General features: G+C 61.8%; 13 protein-coding genes. 2 read left to right on the top strand and 11 right to left on the bottom strand.

The window, feature by feature from the left end; all coding sequences use genetic code 11:
• Positions 1 to 23 precede the first annotated feature (23 nt).
• From M9827_RS08990 to M9827_RS08955, 8 genes are all read right to left on the bottom strand, one after another.
• Positions 24 to 1121 carry a carboxynorspermidine decarboxylase gene (locus M9827_RS08990; protein ID WP_095125981.1) on the bottom strand — a complete coding sequence of 366 codons (1098 nt, stop codon included), beginning with the start codon at positions 1119 to 1121 and terminating at the stop codon, positions 24 to 26.
• Between the two features lie 200 nt (positions 1122 to 1321).
• The gene (locus M9827_RS08985; protein ID WP_250605138.1) at positions 1322 to 2449 is read right to left on the bottom strand and encodes an aminotransferase class V-fold PLP-dependent enzyme; all 1128 of its coding nucleotides are present in this window, start codon (positions 2447 to 2449) and stop codon (positions 1322 to 1324) included.
• A gap of 88 nt (positions 2450 to 2537) precedes the next feature.
• Positions 2538 to 3836, bottom strand: coding sequence for an MFS transporter (locus tag M9827_RS08980; RefSeq protein WP_250605137.1), 1299 nt, complete (start codon positions 3834 to 3836; stop codon positions 2538 to 2540).
• Positions 3837 to 4194: 358 nt separating this feature from the next.
• Positions 4195 to 5154: an EamA family transporter gene (locus M9827_RS08975; protein WP_250605136.1), complete on the bottom strand. Its 960-nt coding sequence runs from the start codon at positions 5152 to 5154 to the stop codon at positions 4195 to 4197.
• 257 nt (positions 5155 to 5411) lie between these two features.
• Positions 5412 to 6524, bottom strand: coding sequence for an alkene reductase (locus M9827_RS08970; protein WP_250605135.1), 1113 nt, complete (start codon positions 6522 to 6524; stop codon positions 5412 to 5414).
• Between the two features lie 170 nt (positions 6525 to 6694).
• Positions 6695 to 8929, bottom strand: a complete 2235-nt coding sequence (locus tag M9827_RS08965) for a xanthine dehydrogenase family protein molybdopterin-binding subunit (protein ID WP_250605134.1) — start codon at positions 8927 to 8929, stop codon at positions 6695 to 6697.
• The gene (locus M9827_RS08960; protein ID WP_250605133.1) at positions 8926 to 9399 is read right to left on the bottom strand and encodes a (2Fe-2S)-binding protein; all 474 of its coding nucleotides are present in this window, start codon (positions 9397 to 9399) and stop codon (positions 8926 to 8928) included. Before M9827_RS08960 ends, M9827_RS08965 begins: the two co-directional genes overlap by 4 nt.
• Positions 9396 to 10676: a c-type cytochrome gene (locus tag M9827_RS08955; RefSeq protein WP_250605132.1), complete on the bottom strand. Its 1281-nt coding sequence runs from the start codon at positions 10674 to 10676 to the stop codon at positions 9396 to 9398. The genes M9827_RS08960 and M9827_RS08955 overlap by 4 nt, the downstream gene beginning before the upstream one ends.
• Before the next feature lie 294 nt (positions 10677 to 10970).
• Here M9827_RS08955 and M9827_RS08950 point away from each other — a divergent pair, with 294 nt between their 5' ends.
• Both M9827_RS08950 and M9827_RS08945 read left to right on the top strand, forming a co-directional pair.
• Positions 10971 to 12170, top strand: a complete 1200-nt coding sequence (locus M9827_RS08950) for an MFS transporter (RefSeq protein WP_250605131.1) — start codon at positions 10971 to 10973, stop codon at positions 12168 to 12170.
• 94 nt (positions 12171 to 12264) lie between these two features.
• Positions 12265 to 13188 (top strand): LysR family transcriptional regulator, encoded by a 924-nt coding sequence (locus tag M9827_RS08945; RefSeq protein ID WP_250605130.1) that lies wholly within the window; start codon positions 12265 to 12267, stop codon positions 13186 to 13188.
• 10 nt (positions 13189 to 13198) lie between these two features.
• Here the strand turns inward: M9827_RS08945 and M9827_RS08940 are convergent, their stop codons facing one another.
• The 3 genes from M9827_RS08940 to xylF all read right to left on the bottom strand — a co-directional run bounded on the left by M9827_RS08940 (position 13199) and on the right by xylF (position 17053).
• Entirely contained in the window at positions 13199 to 14335 is a 1137-nt protein-coding gene (locus M9827_RS08940; RefSeq protein WP_250605129.1) for a sugar ABC transporter permease, read from the bottom strand.
• A complete protein-coding gene (gene xylG, locus M9827_RS08935; protein ID WP_250605128.1) occupies positions 14336 to 15892 on the bottom strand; it encodes a D-xylose ABC transporter ATP-binding protein in 1557 nt (518 codons plus the stop codon).
• Positions 15893 to 16051: 159 nt separating this feature from the next.
• Complete coding sequence (xylF, locus tag M9827_RS08930) at positions 16052 to 17053, bottom strand: D-xylose ABC transporter substrate-binding protein (RefSeq protein ID WP_250605127.1); 1002 nt, start codon at positions 17051 to 17053, stop codon at positions 16052 to 16054.
• Positions 17054 to 17105: the final 52 nt, after the last annotated feature.

Genomic DNA, 17105 nt, shown 5'->3' with positions numbered 1-17105 from the left:
TTTCTCTCCTTTATCTGTCCGTTTCAAGAAAGGCTGGACAGGTAGTCTTCGTAACCGAATTGGCGAACCACTTCGACGGTACCATCGAGTTGTTTCACTACGATGGATGGCATTTTCAGGCCGTTGAACCAGTTCTTCTTGACCATGGTGTAGCCGGCGGTATCGATGAAGGACAGTCGATCACCGATGGCCAGCGGACGGTCAAACTGGTACTCGCCGAAGATGTCTCCGGCCAGGCACGATTTGCCGCACACCATGTAGGTATGCTCACCCTCGCTCGGCGCCAGCTTGGCGTTCAGGCGATAGATCAACAGGTCGAGCAAGTGGGCTTCAATGGAGCTGTCCACGACGGCCAGGTGCTTGCCGTTGTAGAGGGTGTCGAGCACGGTGACTTCCAGCGAGGCACTGTTAGTGATCGCCGCTTCGCCAGGCTCCAGATAGACCTGCACGCCGTACTTTTGCGAGAACGCCTTGAGACGAGCGCAGAACGCATCCAGCGCATAGCCTTCACCGGTGAAGTGAATGCCGCCGCCGAGGCTGACCCAGCTCACTTTGTGCAGCAGCTCACCGAAGCGTTCTTCGATGGTGCAGAGCATTTGGTCGAACAGGCCGAAGTCGCCGTTCTCACAGTTATTGTGGAACATGAAGCCGGAGATCTGGCTGATAACGCCTTCGATCTTCACCGGGTCCCATTCGCCAAGACGACTGAACGGACGCGCCGGGTCGGCCAGCAGATAATCGGAACTGCTGACTTGCGGGTTGACGCGCAGGCCACGGACTTTGCCCTCAGAGCGCTCGGCAAAGCGTTGCAGCTGGCTGATGGAGTTGAAGATGATCTTGTCGCAATTGGCGAGCATCTCTTCGATCTCGTCGTCGGCCCAGGCCACGCTGTAGGCATGGGTTTCGCCTTCGAATTTCTGGCGGCCGAGCTTGAGTTCATACAGCGACGACGACGTGGTGCCATCCATGTATTGCTGCATCAAGTCGAACACCGACCAGGTCGCGAAGCACTTGAGCGCGAGCAGGGCTTTGGCCCCGGACTGTTCGCGCACATAGGCGATCTTCTGCATGTTGGTCAGCAGTTTCTGTTTGTCGATGAGGTAGTACGGTGTCTTGATCATTTCGAGGCCTCCGGCAAGGCCAGCCAAAAAAGGATGCGCATTGTGCCCGGACTGACCACATATCGAAAGAGCAGAGCGTACGACTGGTTCAGCAAATACCCCAAAAGGTTGAACGCTCGGGACGTCGGGACGTGCAACACCGCGACATCAACCACCAGTTGACGGTTATGTCGTGAAGCCTGTGCCCGACGGCCGGGTAGCTAAATAACCTCATCCAGTGCCTGTTCCAGCATGCTCACCGTGCGCTCGATATTCTGCAGTTTCTCGAGTCCGAACAGCCCGAGGCGGAAGGTCTGGAAGTCGGCCGGTTCGTCGCATTGCAACGGCACGCCGGCGGCGATCTGCAGGCCGTGCTCGGCAAATTTCCTGCCGTTCTTGATGTCGGCATCATCGGTGTAGCTCACCACAACGCCAGGGGCCTGAAAGCCGACTGCGGCCACGCTCTTGATGCCTTTGCCGGTCAACAGGGCGCGCACCCGATCACCCAGTGCCTGTTGTTGGTCGCGGATCTTGTCGAAGCCGTAAGCCTGGGTCTCTTTCATCACGTCGTTGAAGCGCGCGAGGGAATCGCTGGGCATGGTCGCGTGGTAGGCATGTCCGCCCTGTTCGTAGGCCTGCATGATCTGCAGCCACTTTTTCAGGTCGCAGGCGAAGCTGCTGCTTTGCGTCTGTTCGATGCGCTCGAGCGCCGCAGCACTGAACATCACCAGGGCGCAGCAAGGGGAGGCGCTCCAGCCTTTCTGCGGTGCGCTGATCAGCAGGTCGACTGCGCATCTGTGCATATCTACCCAAATCGTGCCGGAGGCGATGCAGTCCAGCACAAACAAGCCACCCACCGCATGCACGGCGTCGCCGACCGCCCGCAGGTAGTCGTCGGGCAGGATGATTCCGGATGACGTTTCAACGTGGGGTGCGAAGACCACCTGCGGCTTGTGCGTGGCAATGGCTGCCAGCACTTCGTCCAGCGGCGGCGGGGCGTAGGCTGCCTGGCGACCCGGCTCGACCGGCCGGGCCTTGAGCACCGTGGTCGCCGCCGGGATATTGCCCATCTCAAGAATCTGGCTCCAGCGATAACTGAACCAGCCATTGCGGATCACCAGGCATTGCTGGCCGGTGGCGAACTGCCGCGCCACCGCTTCCATGCCGAATGTGCCGCTGCCCGGAACCACCGCAACCGCCTCGGCGTTGTAGACCTGTTTGAGGGTCTTGGAAATGTTCTTCATCACGCCTTGGAAGGACTGCGACATGTGGTTGAGCGAGCGGTCGGTGTAGACAACCGAGTACTCGATCAGCCCCTCGGGATCGACACTGGGATAGAGCTTGGACATGGGTGACTCCTTCGGCAGAGAGGAAACATCATTGGCAAGCAAGTGTAGGCAAAGGGCAGGGATGAGCTGATTGAATTGTGCAAGTGAATCAGCGTGATTCACATTGCGTCGCAGGCTCGCCGCTCAGCGCATCCACCATCGGCGGATGCTCCTGCACCGCCTGACGCAAATCTTCGGTCACCCGCAGCTCAGCACCCGTCGGCGAGAACGTTGCTGCCGCCGCAAAAGGTGCGGGATTGGCCGGAACCGGGCGTTTGCCCCGGCGCCACAGGAAGAAGCTGACCATGCACAGATTGACCAGCGCAAAGACCCAGAACAGACCATTGGCGCCGAACGAATTCATCACCGGCGAGATCATCATCGGACTGAGCGCCGAGCCCAGTGAGTTGATCAGCAGCAAGCCCTGAATCATCGGCACCAAGGCTTCGGCAGGGGCGCGGTCGGCGGCGTGGCTGACGGCAACCGGGTAAAGCGCGAACACACCGCCGCCGAGCAGAAACAACATCACTGCGAGCAGCGTCGAGGACAACGGCAGCAGGACGATCACCAGCGACAACACCGTGCACGCCACCGTCAGAATCGTCAGCACCTGCAAGCGATCCTTGCGGTCGGACCAGCGTCCGACCGGGTACTGCAGGAGCATGGCGCCGAGGATCGTCCAGGCCATCATGCTGCCGACTTCTCCGACATTCAGACCGCTGCGCTGCAGATACAGCGGCAGCAAGGTGTAAATCGCCGCGATGCTGACACCCGAGCCGAAACAGCCGACCAGCCCGGTCGGCGTCACGCCCAACAATTGCCGTGGCTTGAGCGGTTCAACCTGATCGAGCAGCGGCGACACGCGCGGCAGGATCACGATCGGCAACACCGACAACGAGGCGAGCATGCCGGCCACCATGAACGGTGCGCTGTCGCTCAACCCGGTGATTTTCCCCAGCGTTGCCTGGCCCAGCACACCGGCGCCGTACAAGACGATCATGTACAGCGCGAGCAAGCGCCCGCGAATCTTCGCGTCGCCCGCCAGCAGCAGCCAGCTTTCGATCACCAGAAACACGCCGACCGTGGCCCAGCCGTTGATCAGGCGCAGGGCGAACCAGCCCCACGTGTCATAGAACAGACCCTGCAGCAGAATGGTCACGGCAATCAGCGAGGCAAAGCTGCCGTAGGCGCGGATATGGCCGATGCGCAGAATCAAACGGTCATTGAACACCGCCCCCAAAGTCAGGCCGATGAAGTAGGCGGATGAAACGATGCCGATCATCGTGGTCGAGGCACCGGCAGCGTCGAGGCGAAGGGTGGTCAGGGACGACAGGAAACCGTTGCCCAGCGCAACAATGAACAGCCCGAGCAGGGGCGCCAGCGCCATGGCCAGCAAACGCGGAGACATAAAAACCTCTGAAGATCGAACAGCGCAACGTGCGCCTCTGCGCAGGCGATTGCCAAGCCGAAAAAGTGTGTGGTGCGAGTGCCCGCCGAGCGGGCAGGGCTGTAGGGTCGGACACCCATCAGCGAGGTGTGACTAGTCCGTCAGTTACGCCGCGGTCGCCGTCTCTGGCGACAGCAAGAGCGCGCGGGATTCTAAGGCTTGTGCAGGATTTGCCAATGGTTGTTTGCTGCGACGCTTGGACGCAGGCATAAAAAGGCTGAGACCTAACGACAAGCTTTCAGCTGGGACGAGTGGCGCGATCTGCAGTTTCATTGAGAGGCTCGATACTGCCTTGGGTTGATTACCCGCCTTTCACCCTTCACGCACCGGCTTTGACCTCTGCCTTGACGACTGCTTTACGGTAGGTCAGCAAAACGATGCCCGTGACCACAATCACCCCACCGACAATCTGTCCATTACTGAGCATCTGGTCCAGCACAATCCAGCCCATCAGCAGCGTTGCCAATGGCTCGATGTTCATCACCGGGGCATTGCGCGGCATGTCCAGCCGAGGGACTGAAATGAACAGGACAATAAAACCCGTGCCGTACAGCACCATCAGGGTGGCAAGGGCCAGCCATCCGGTCGAGGTGGCGGGCAGGTTCAATCCGCCGGGAAGGGCGCCCGTCAGCCCTGCCAGGTTGACGCTGCTGAACACGATGAAAATGGTCAGCAGACTGCGTACCGAGCCACGTACCTGAGACAGTTTGTGGTCGGTGATCCACAGCGCGCAGGCGAACACGCTGGCAGCGCAGAACGCGAGTGCGACGCCCGTCAGCCATTGCGTACTGACCTGTGTCGTGGCTGAGAGACGCCCGGGGACATCCAGTACAAACACCAGCCCCATTAGAATCAAACCCATCAAGGTCGCGGTGCGTGCGCTCGGTCGCTGGCCACCCAGCAACCAGGTGAGCAATGCCAGCAGAATAGGGAACACGTTCGCCACCAGCAGGGCCAGCGCCACCGGAACCCGCGCGACAGCGGAGTACAGACACAGACTTTGCGCAGCAATCAGCAGGCCCAGCAATAGTTGCCAGCGCCAGGCACCCGCCGACAAGCGCAGGCTTTGTCTTTGCCACAGCACCAGAATGCCGAGCACCAGCAAGGTCCCGCCGGAACGCATCAGAATCGCCAGCAACACTCCCGCACCATCATCAAATGCGACTCGCGCCGCCACATGATTGCCGGCAAACGCACAGCCCATGCACAACAGAATGATCACAGCCAGATAACGGGGGTAGGGCGGCGGGATGGTTTGCGTAGCGGTAGGGCGAGGCATGGCAGATCTCAGGATTGTTAGCCGTTCGAACGACTTGGTTTTTATTGTGTTGTCGTACAACTAGCCCGTTTTATCGCATTCGCCGACGTCGGGCAATAGACCTGAAAGCGCACAACCACGCATATGTTTGGCTTTATGCTGGATTTTTCACGCCTTTGATTGAGTGAAGAGATCGTATGACTTGATAAGGCAGGGGCCCATCGGCCCCTGCTTCCAGGGATTTACACATTCATGAGAGGCGGGTCGCCTGCTTCTGCTCAGGCATGAAACGGATAATCAACGTACCCACGCTGATCCCCGCCGAAAAAGCTGCTCGGGTCCGGCGTGTTGAGCGCCAGGCCATCGTGCAGTCGACGCGGCAAGTCAGGGTTGGCCAGGAACGGGCGGCCAAACGCAATGACGTCGGCCCGATCAGCGATCAGCGCCTGTTCGGCGGATTGCGCATCGTAGCCGCCCGCCAGGATCAGCACGCCGTTCCAGGTCTTGCGCAACTGGGCAATGATCGCGTCCCAGCGCGGGTCGAAGTTCTCATCTTTGACGGTGCCGACCATCGCTGGCTCGACCAGATGCAGGTAGGCCAGATTCCATTGGTTGAGCGCTTCGACGAGGTGGCCGAAGGTGGCCTCCGGGGTGTCATCGCCCATGCCCATGAAGCGCCCCATCGGCGTCAGGCGTACGCCGACCCGTTCGGCACCGACTTCTTCAGCCACGGCCGCGACCACCTCCAGCAGAAACCGCGCGCGATTCTCCACGCTGCCACCATAGGCATCGTCACGCTGATTGCTGTTGCTGTTAAGAAACTGGTCGAGCAGGTAACCGTTGCCGGCATGAATCTCTACACCGTCCATGCCCGCCAGCAATGCGTTGCGCGCGGCCACGCGGTAGTCCTCGACGATCCCGGCGATTTCCGCCGTTTCCAGCGCTCGCGGCACCGGCACATCACTCCAGACGCCGTTACCGTTGTCGTCGACGATAAACGTTTTGCCAGGCACCGGCAGCGCGCTGGGCGCAACCGGCAGGCCAGCATCGGGTTGAAAACTGGGGTGGGACACCCGGCCGACGTGCCACAGTTGCATGAAGATCAGGCCACCGGCCTCGTGCACCGCTGCGCTGACATCACGCCATGCGCGGACCTGCTCAGGGCTGTAGATGCCCGGCGTCCAGGCGTAACCCTGAGCCTGCCGGGAGATTTGCGTGGCCTCGGTGATGATCAGCGCAGCGCTGGCCCGTTGGCGGTAGTACTCGGCGTTCATTGGCGTCGGCACATCGCCCGGTTGGCCGGCGCGTGAGCGCGTCAACGGCGCCATCGCCACGCGATGGGCGAGGGTATAAGGACCAAGTGCGAGGGGTTGGAACAGGCGACGGGTCATGGGTAGCTCCAGAGATCAATAGAAGGCAATCAAGCGCGGCAGCGGGGCCGCGAACCAGTGCCGCTAACTTAACCGGGTGTAGCGGGGGTGATAATCGGTGACCGGCGCTACGCTGTTTTGCGCAGCGCGCAACGGCGCCCGTGCTCATCAGCGATGAACACGGGTGTGGCTCAGACGGGTTGGTTTGAGCGCGTCAGCGGCAGGTTCAGCCAGCGCCGACCGGTGGCGTTGGCGACGGCGTTGCCAAGGGCGGCAGCCATCGGCCCCTGAACGATTTCAGCGGCACCGAGGAAGGGTTCTCCCGGCTGGTCGAGCAAATGCACATCGACTTTTTTCGGCAGTTGCGTGAAACGCAGAATCGGATAACCGCTCCAGTCGTAACTGCGGATGCCGCCCGCGTCGTAGGCGACTTTTTCGTAGAGGGTCCAGCTCGCGGACTGCACGATGCCACCCTCGACCTGATTGCGCAGGCCGTCGGGGCTGACGATCTGGCCGACGTCCACCGCCGTCACCACGTGATCGATGCGAATCTCGCCGGTCTGCGGATGCACCCGCAGTTTCACCGCGATGGCGCAGTAACCCATGATGTTTTTGTAGCGGGCAAAGGCGAAACCGATACCGGCGCCGGGCTCGCTGTTTTTTTGCGGCCAGCCGATCTCATCACGCACACGTTCCACGACCGCGCGAGCACGCGGATCGCTGAGATGGGCCAGACGCAACGCGACCGCGTCGATGCCGGCCTTGATCGCCAGTTCGTCGATACTCGCCTCGATGGCGAAGATGTTGATGTGCGCCCCCAGCGAACGCATGGCCGAGGTGCGAAAGGGCATCTGGGTGACGAAGGTCATGTTGATGCGCGTCGAGTTGACGTCATACAGCGGCACCGCGTTGCGATCACCATCGCCTTCGGGCTGGGCGATCGGCACGGATGGCGCCGAGGCGAAGGGCCGCGCGAGCAAGCGTGCCGGCAACAGGCGCCCGGCGTTGACGATGCGTTCGTTGTGCGGCGTGGTCCAGAGTTCGTAGGCCCAGTCCTGCAGGCGGCCCTGAGTGAGACCGGCGTCGACCTCGGTGACCATCGCCGAGCTGTACGGCTCCCAAAGATTTTCCTGCTCGCGCATCCACTGCACACGCACCGGCGTACCGGGCACACGCACAGCAATCAATGCTGCATCGGCGGCGGCATCATCGGCGCCGTTGTGGCCGTAACACCCTGAGCCTTCGGTATGAATACAGCGCACCCGCTCAGGTGGCAGACCGAGCATTTCGGCAATGCCGGCGCGCAGCGGGTAAACACCTTGGGTGTGGGTCCAGACGGTAAGCGTGCCGTCCTTGAACCAGGCCACCGCGCAAGACGGACCGATCGAGCCGTGCATCAGATATTGCTTGGTGACCCGCGCCTGAAAACGCGTGTCGGCCGCGCCGCTCGGCGTGCCGTTGTTGCTGATCGGATAGCGCCGGGAGGGCAGGCGTTTGAGCAAGCCATGAATCTCGGCCGCCTCGGGAATCGCCTCGCCGCCGCGCCATTGCGTCACCTCGCTGGCACGGCGCATGGCTTTTATCGCTTGCCACTCATCACGGGCGACCACGGCGAGATAGTTGCCGTCGCGGATCACCTTGACCACGCCAGCCAGCGCTTCGATGGATGCCGCATCGAATGCTTGCAACGTGCAGCCCGGACGGGGCGGGCGGATCACCCGCGCATGCAACATGCCCGGCAGGCGCATGTCCTGGACGAATGCTGCACCACCGCTGACTTTCGCCGGGATGTCGAGGCGCGGCAACGAATGCCCGATGAGTTTGAAATCAGCGGCGGCCATCGCCGGTGACTGAGCCTTGGCATATTGATGCACATCGACATGTCTGACCGCATCGGCGTAACTCATCCGCTGAGCGGCCGGGCCTTCGATCACGCCGTTGTGAGTGCTGAGCAGCGCCGCATCAACCTGCCAATGGCGCGCGGCGGCATCGACGAGCATTTCGCGCACCTGCGCGGCGGCGTTATACAACGCGGTACCGCTGTCGAAAATGCTGTGGCTGCCGGCGGTGTAGCCTTCGTTGGGCGTCAGCGCGGTGTCGGCGGTGAGTAGGTTGATCGCGGTTGCCGGCACCTGCAAACGCTCGGCGGCGATCTGCAGCAGCGCAGTTTTCACCCCGGTGCCCAATTCGACTTTGCCGGTGTAGACGGTGATGCCGTCGGCGCCGATGCGGATCCAGGCATCGAGAAACGGGTTGGTGCGCAGGCTTCCGGGGAGGTCGGGCGCGAGGACCACGGTGCCGAGCGTATCGACTTCCGTATCTGCCAACACACGTCGCGTCACCGGCAGCAGGGTGAATGCCATCAGCAACGCACCACCGCGCAGGAAGGCGCGTCGACTCGGGTTCAATTCATTCGACTCACTCATGTCAGGCTCCCGTTGTGCCCGGCCACCTGTTTGATCGCCTCAATGATCCGCAAGTGCGTACCGCAGCGGCACAGGTTGCCGGCCATGTGCTCGCGAATGGTCGCCTCATCCGGGTGTCGATTACGCTCAAGCAACGCCTGCGCGCGCATCAGCATGCCGGCAATGCAATAGCCGCATTGCGCGGCCTGTTTTTCGATGAATGCTGCTTGCAGAGGGCCCGGCTCTTGCGCGCTGCCGAGGCTTTCCACGGTGCGGATTTTTTTGCCTTCGAGGCCGGCGCAGGGCGTCAGGCAGGCGAACACCGGTTGATCGTCGACGATCACCGTGCAGGCGCCGCACTGACCGAGACCGCAGCCGTATTTGGCGCCGTTGAGGTTCAAGTGATTGCGCAGCGCATACAGCAGCGGCATGTCCGGCTCCAGCTCAAGCGGTTGTGCGGCTCCGTTGACGTTGAGGGTGATCTGGCTCATTTCGTCTCCTGACGTAACGCTTCAATAGTGGAAGAGAGGTCGGCCCACGGTTGATCGGGGCTGGCTTGCTGACGCAGATACGCGGCCAGTGCGCCGAGTTGCGCGTTGTCCAGGCTGGCGGCGAACGCAGGCATCACCGGGCCGGGCGATCCGGGTGTGGCGGGCAGGCCTTCAAGCACGGTTTTGAGGAAGTTGCGCGAACTGGCCGCTTGCAGCGCCGAGGTGTTTTGCAGCCCCGGGCGACCATCGATGGCGCGCATCGGCGCTGCCGGGCCATGGCAACCGGCGCAGGCGCTGCTGAAGAGCAGGGCGCCGCTCGAGTGGTCTGCCGGTTCACTGGCCGGCGTCTTCGGCGTTGTCTCTGTCACCGAAGGCGGGTTTTCCAGGCTGAGCAAATACTCGGCAATCGCCTCGGCTTCACTGGCGGGCAAGCGGGCCAGACTCAAGCTGACCGGACGCATCGGCCCGGCGGGTGTGCCGTGGCCATCGACGATCCCGGCGCGCAGATAGCCCACCAGTTGCTCGCGACTCCACGGGTTGCTGCGTTGACCCATACCGACCAGCGCCGGCGCGAGCCAGCCGTCAACGCTGCCGCCCTGTAGATATTCCGAGGATTTTTCCGCGCCGATCAGGTTCAGCGGCGAATGGCAGCCGGCGCAATGGCCCGGGCCGTCGACCAGATAACGCCCGCGATTCCACGCTTCGCTGCGCTGTGCCAGCGGCGTCAGTGGTTCACCGTGCAGGAACAGCAGGTTCCAGAACGACACCAACGGGCGAATGTTCATCGGGAAATTCATCTGATTCTGCGCGGCCGGCGCGTGCACGGCGGGGCCGCTCATCAAGTAGGCATAGGCGTCGGCAATGTCGGCTGCGCTCATGCGCCGGTAGTGCACGTAGGGGAACGCCGGATAGAGGAAGTGACCGTCGCGAGCGATGCCCTGACGCATCGCCCGCTCGAAGGCCGGCAGTGACCATTGGCCGATACCGGTCTCTGCGTCCGGGGTGATGTTGGTGCTGTACAGCGTGCCGAACGGTGTCACCAACGGCAGTCCACCGGCCAGGTATTCACCGCCGGGACGGGTGTGGCAGACCGCACAATCGCCGGCCTCGACCACCCGCGCCCCGCGTTGCAACTGTGCAGTATCGAAGGTGGTCGGGCGTTCGATCGGTGCAATTGCCGGGCGCCACATCAGCGAAACGGCGCCGATCAGGCCGAGCACGGCGACGACTGCCACGCTGATCCAAAGCGTTCTGGACTTCAGAAAGTGGCGGTTCATGGGACAGAGAACAACGTGGCAGGCAATGGCAGAACGGATGGGATACGGGTCATGACAACGCTCCTTGTGACAGCCGGGGAAGGGCGCCGCGGGGGACGACAGCGCCAGGGCCAAAGCGTAGAGAAACCGCAAGCGCGGGAGAATCACCGGGGCACGCAACAGCGCGTTGCGCGACAAGCAACGCCTGCGCCGTTGCGCCGGACGCATCACTGCGTTGCCCGCCGCGTGGATTCTGCGCGTCGCCACAGAGCCGTAGCCTTGGCAGCACTTTCCTGAACTCAATGAGGTGTCATCATGCTCACAGGCAATCCGGCCGTTGCGGCGAATGCCGAACAGCCAACTTCACTGTCCGGCCTGATGGTCGCGTTCCTGGCATTTTGCTGTGGCGCGGTCGTGGCCAATCTTTATTACGCGCAGCCGATCGTCGAACTGATTGCACCGCAGGTCGGACTGTCCAGCGCCAATGCCAGCCTGATCGTTTCGCTGACGCAGTTTGGCTACGCCCTGGGCCTGTTGCTGCTGGTGCCGCTCGCCGACCTGATGGAAAACCGCCGGCTGGTGGTCGGCTTCACTCTTGCGGCGAGCGTTACGCTGTTGTGCGCCGGACTGACCCATTCACCGTCGATGTTCCTCGTGTTGTCCTTGCTGATCGGCCTGACCTCGGTGGCGGTGCAGATCCTTGTGCCGCTGGCGGCGCACCTGGCGCCCGAGGCCAGCCGTGGCCGCGTTGTCGGCAATATCATGAGCGGTCTGCTGCTGGGCATTCTGTTGTCACGACCACTGTCGAGTCTGTTGGTTGAAGTGTTTGGTTGGCGCGGAGTGTTTTACAGCGCGGCGGCCCTGATGGCCGTCATCGCGCTGATCACTGCGGTGGCACTGCCGCGTCGGCTGCCGACGCATAAAGCCACGTATGCCGCGCTGATCGGTTCGGTGTTTGCCTTGGCCCGGCGCTATTCAGTGTTGCGACAGCGCTCGCTGTATCAAGGGCTGCTGTTTGCCAGTTTCAGCCTGTTCTGGACCCTCGCACCGATTGAACTGATGCGTCACCACGGCTTCACTCAAGCACAGGTGGCGATCTTCGCCCTGGTCGGTGCGGTGGGTGCCATTGCAGCGCCGATTGCCGGGCGTCTGGCCGATGCCGGGTATGCTCGGCGCGGCACACTGGTCGCGTTGTTGCTGGCGCCGGTTTCGCTGTTGATCGCCGCGCTACCCGGCAGCGGCTATGTCTGGCTGGTGGTGTGCGCGGTGCTGCTGGATTTCGCCGTGCAATTGAACATGGTGCTCGGCCAGCGTGAGGTTTACGCTCTCGATCCGCACAGCCGTGCGCGCCTTAACGCCGTGTACATGACCAGTATTTTCGTCGGCGGCGCGCTGGGGTCGCTGGTCGCGAGTCCGCTGTACGAGCATTTCGGCTGGAACCTGTCCGCCGTCGCGGTGGCGCTGTTGCCAGCGCTTGCGCTCGGCTTGTTCCTGAGTCGCCAGGCCGATGTCTGAACAACCGGCGAGCGTGTTCAAGCACGGCGGTACAAGACGACGCGGGAACAGTGATGCACAATCATCCGCGTTCCCTATCGACCGGACCCCGCTTATGGACAAGTTGCTGGCACTGAAGATGTTTGTGGAAACCGTGCGCTGCGGGGGCTACTCCTCGGCAGCGCGCAAACTCGGGATATCAACGTCGTCAGTGACACGGCAAGTCGCGGGGCTGGAACACGAGCTGGGCGCGAGCCTGCTCAATCGCACTACGCGCAACACCAGCGTGACCGTTGCCGGCCAGACCTATTTCGAAAAAGCCGTGGCGATTCTCGACGCAATCGACGAAGCCGATGCTGTTGTCGCCGATCGTGGCGCCGAAGCGCAGGGCCGTCTGCGTGTCAGCGTACCGGTGGAGTTCGGGCGGCGCCTGATCGCGCCGCACCTGAGCCGCTTGCTCGAGCGGCATCCGGGGCTGGAGATCAGTCTGTCGCTGAGCGATCAGGTCAGCGACCTGCTCAGCGAGCAGATCGATGTTTCGGTGCGGCTGGGGTCGTCGGTGGTCAGTGAAGACATCGTCAGCAAACGGGTGGGGCATTTCGAGCGCTGGGTGGTGGCCAGTCCGGCGTATCTGGCGCGTAGCGCGGCGCTCTGTCACCCACGGGATTTGCTGGAGCACCAATGCCTGCGTTTCGATTACGGCGGCACCCACCAGCACTGGACCTTTCAGAATGAAGACGCGCCCATTCAGCTCAACGTCCATGGGCGCCTGCAAAGCAATAACGCCGACATCCTGCGCGAAGCCGCCATCGGCGGCGGCGGGGTGACGCTGTTGGCTGACTGGCTGGTACGCGACGACGTCGCAGCCGGCCGGCTGACCCGCTTGCTTGAGCAGTACGAGGTCAATCCCGGCAGTGCCAGCACGTGCATCAACGCGTTGTATTTACCCAATCACCGTGGCTCCAGCCGGATCAATGTGTTTATCGATTTCCTGATGGAAATTCTCGGCCCGGCGCCCGCGACCACGCCCGCCGCGTGATCCCTGGGGCTCAACGGCGCCCGGTTCGCGTACTGACATCAACCCAGACAGCCAACACCAGAATGCTGCCCTTGACGATCATCTGCCAATAGCTGTCGACGTCGAGCATCGACATGCCGTTGTCGAGGCTGGTGATGACCAGCGCGCCGAGGAGGGCGCCGTACACCGTACCGGAACCGCCGCGCATGGAGGTGCCGCCGATAAAGCACGCGGCGATGGCATCGAGTTCGCCCATGCTCCCGGCCGAAGGCGAACCGGCGGCCAGGCGCGCGGTGTTGACCACGCCGGCGAGGGCGCACATCACGCCCATGATCCCGAAAATCCACAACTTCACGGCCTGCACATTGATGCCGGACAAGCGCGTCGCTTCCATGTTGCTGCCCACGGCGTACACGCGTCGGCCGAACACGGTCTGACTGGTCACGTAGCTGAACACACCCAGCAGAATCAGCAGCAACAGGACCGGCACCGGAATGCCATCGTAACTGTTGAGCGTCTGGACGAAACCGGCGAGTACGGCGCCGATCACCAACACGCGGATGACGTCACGCATTAACGAATGCGCCGCGAGGCCGTGAAGGGCGCGATTGCGCCGTTGTTTCCAGGTGAGGAAAACGGTCAGCGCGAACAACAGAATGCCCAGGCCGGTGCCGATTGCGTGGGGCAAGTAACCCTGGCCGATGTAAACCAGTTCCGGCGATACCGGCGCGATGGTCGTGCCACCGGTAATCCCCAGCAGAATCCCGCGAAACGCCAGCATGCCGCCCAGACCCACGATGAACGAGGGTATGCGCAGGTAAGCCGCCATGTAGCCATTGGCGAGACCGATCATCAGCCCGCAGAGGGCGACCAGGCTCAGGTTGGCCAGCAGGGGAATGTGGTAGACCACATCGAGAATCGCCGCGAGGCCACCGAGCAGACCGAGCAATGAGCCGACCGATAAATCGATCTCGCCGCTGATGATCACCAGCACCATGCCGCAGGCGAGAATCCCGGTAATCGACATTTGCCGCAGCAGATTGGACAGGTTGCGCGGAGTGAGGAATCCGCCCTCGGTCTGCCAGCTGAAGAACAGCCAGATCAGCACCACGGCAAACACCAGCGCGAGCATTTTGTAGCGGGTGAACAGTTGTTTGACCTGATTCATTTACGCGGTTTTCCGATCATTATTGTTATGGCTGCCAGGCTGGCTGAGGGCGGCGGCGAGCACCTGTTCCTGGGTGAGTTCATGGTTGACGAAGTCTCCACGCAACTGGCCCTCGCCGATCACCAGCACGCGGTCGGATACGCCGAGCACTTCGGCCAGCTCCGACGACACCATGATGATCGACACGCCTGCGGCGGCCAGCGCGGCCATCAATTTGTAGATCTCGTATTTGGCGCCGACGTCCACGCCTCGGGTCGGCTCGTCGAGAATCAGCACCCGGGGTTTAGCCAGCAGCATCTTCGCCAGCACGGCTTTTTGTTGATTGCCACCCGACAGGCTGGTGATCGGCAGGAATGGGCTGGCGGTCTTGAGGTGCAGGCGCGAGATTTCCTGATCGATGCAGCCCAGTTCGGCTTCGGCATCGATACGGGTCAGTTTCGAGTAGTTGTCCAGCACGGCGAGGGTGATGTTCTGGCCGACGCCCAAGTCCGGAATGATGCCTTGGCGCTTGCGGTCTTCCGGCACCAGACACAGGCCGGCGCGGATTGATTTGAGCGGCGTGCGGGTGTCGATGGGTTGGCCATCGAGCCAGACTTCGCCCTCGTTGCGGCCGGGATAGGCGCCGAACAGCGCGGTCACCAGTTCGGTACGGCCGGCACCGACCAGACCGGCGATGCCAAGGATCTCGCCGCGTTTGAGGACGAAGGAAATATCGTCGACCCGTTTGCGCTTGGGGTTATCGACGTCGTAGCAAGTGATGTGACGAGCCTCGAAAATCACTTCGCCAATGTCGTGTGGTTCGCTGGGGTAGAGGTTGCTCATTTCCCGCCCGACCATCTGGGTGATGATCTGTGCAATGTCCATGTCGGCCATGGCGGTGGTGGCGATGTGTTTGCCGTCGCGGATCACCGAAATGGTGTCGCACACGGCGGCCACTTCATCGAGTTTGTGCGAGATGTAGACGCAGGCAACGCCTTTGGCTTTGAGGTCGCGGATGATGTCCAGCAACACCTCGATTTCCGAACGGCTCAAGGCCGAGGAGGGCTCGTCGAGGATCAGCAAGCGGGCCTTTTTGTTCAGGGCCTTGGCGATTTCCACCAGTTGCTGATAGCCGCCGCCGTACTGCGAAACCGGCAGCGACACGTTCATGTCGGGGACTTTCAATTCGCGCATCAGGGCTTCGGCGCGGTGGATCATCGCCGGGTAGTTCATGCGCCCGCCGGGCAGGGTCAATTCATGGCCCATGAAAATGTTTTCGGCCACCGACAGGTCGGGCACCAGCGTCAGTTCCTGGTGAATGATGACGATGCCGGCAGCTTCCGTTTCACTGATCGATTGCGCCCGGAGCGGTTGCCCGTCCCAGAGGATTTCACCGTCCCAGGTGCCGTGCGGGTAGACCGCCGAAAGGATCTTCATCAGCGTCGACTTGCCGGCGCCATTCTCGCCGCACAGGCCAACGCATTCACCAGGCCTGACCTTGATGTCGATGCCGTTGAGCGCTTTGACACCGCCGAAAGTTTTGACGATGCCGTTCATTTGCAGCAGATAGTCGGACATGGAGAGGGCTCGTATAACAAGGACTCAGACATCACCCAACCTGTGTGGGAGCGAGCCTGCTCGCGAAAGCGGTGGTTCAGCCAGCATCGATTCCGAATGTGCTGCCGTCTTCGCGAGCAGGCTCGCTCCCACAGGGTTGACCAGAGATTTACGATCCGGTCACTTCCCGGCAATTTGCGCCTTGGTGTAGAAGCCGTCCTGTTCGAGCAGGTCGATGTTGTCCTTGGTCAACGGGGTTGGCGTGAGCAGGATGGTGTCGACTTTTTTGCTGCCGTTGTCGTACTGCGAGCTGAATGCAGGTTTTTCGTTGCGCGCCAGTTGCACCGAGAGCTTGGCTGCTTCGGAGGCGATGAGTTTCAACGGCTTGTACACGGTCATGGTTTGTGTGCCGGCGATCACGCGCTTGACCGCTGCGAGGTCAGCGTCCTGCCCGGAAATCGGCACTTTGCCGGCCAGTTGCTGCGCCGCCAAAGCCTGAATGGCGCCACCGGCCGTGGCGTCGTTGGAAGCGACGATGCCGTCGATTTTGTTGTCGTTGCGGGTCAGGGCGTTTTCAACAATGCTCAGCGCCTCGGTCGGGTTCCATTCCTTCACCCACTGCTGGCCGACGATCTTGATATCACCCTTGTCGATGGCCGGTTGCAGAACTTTCATCTGACCTTCACGGAGGATCTTGGCGTTGTTGTCGGTGGGCGCACCACCGAGCAAAAAGTAATTGCCCTTGGGCGCCGCTTTCAGCACGCCGCTGGCCTGCATCTCGCCGACTTTTTCGTTATCGAAGGAAATATAGGCGTCGACATCGGCATTGAGAATGAGCCGGTCATAGGACACGACCTTGATCCCGGCCTTCTTCGCTTCGGCCACCGCGTTGGTCAGCACCGTGGCGTTGAACGGCACGATGACGATGACGTCGACGCCTCGGGAAATCAGGTTCTCGATCTGGGAAATCTGCTTCTGCTCGTTGGCATCCGCCGACTGCACGAAGACCTTGGCGTCCATTTTTTCTGCCGCCGCAACGAAGTAGTCACGGTCACGCGACCAGCGTTCCAGGCGCAAGTCGTCAATGGAAAAACCGATTTTCGGGTGGGCTGCGTCAGCCATCACCGGCAGAGACAGCACGGCCAGAGCAGTGGCCAATAGCGTACGTTTTACGTTCTTCATGTGGGGCGTCCTTTTATTGTTGTTGGAAAGACACGGCCTGACGATGAGTATC

The sequence above is a fragment of the Pseudomonas sp. AKS31 genome (assembly GCF_023634765.1).
Classification (GTDB): Bacteria; Pseudomonadota; Gammaproteobacteria; order Pseudomonadales; family Pseudomonadaceae; genus Aquipseudomonas.
This window is presented reverse-complemented; position numbering and strand designations above follow the sequence as displayed.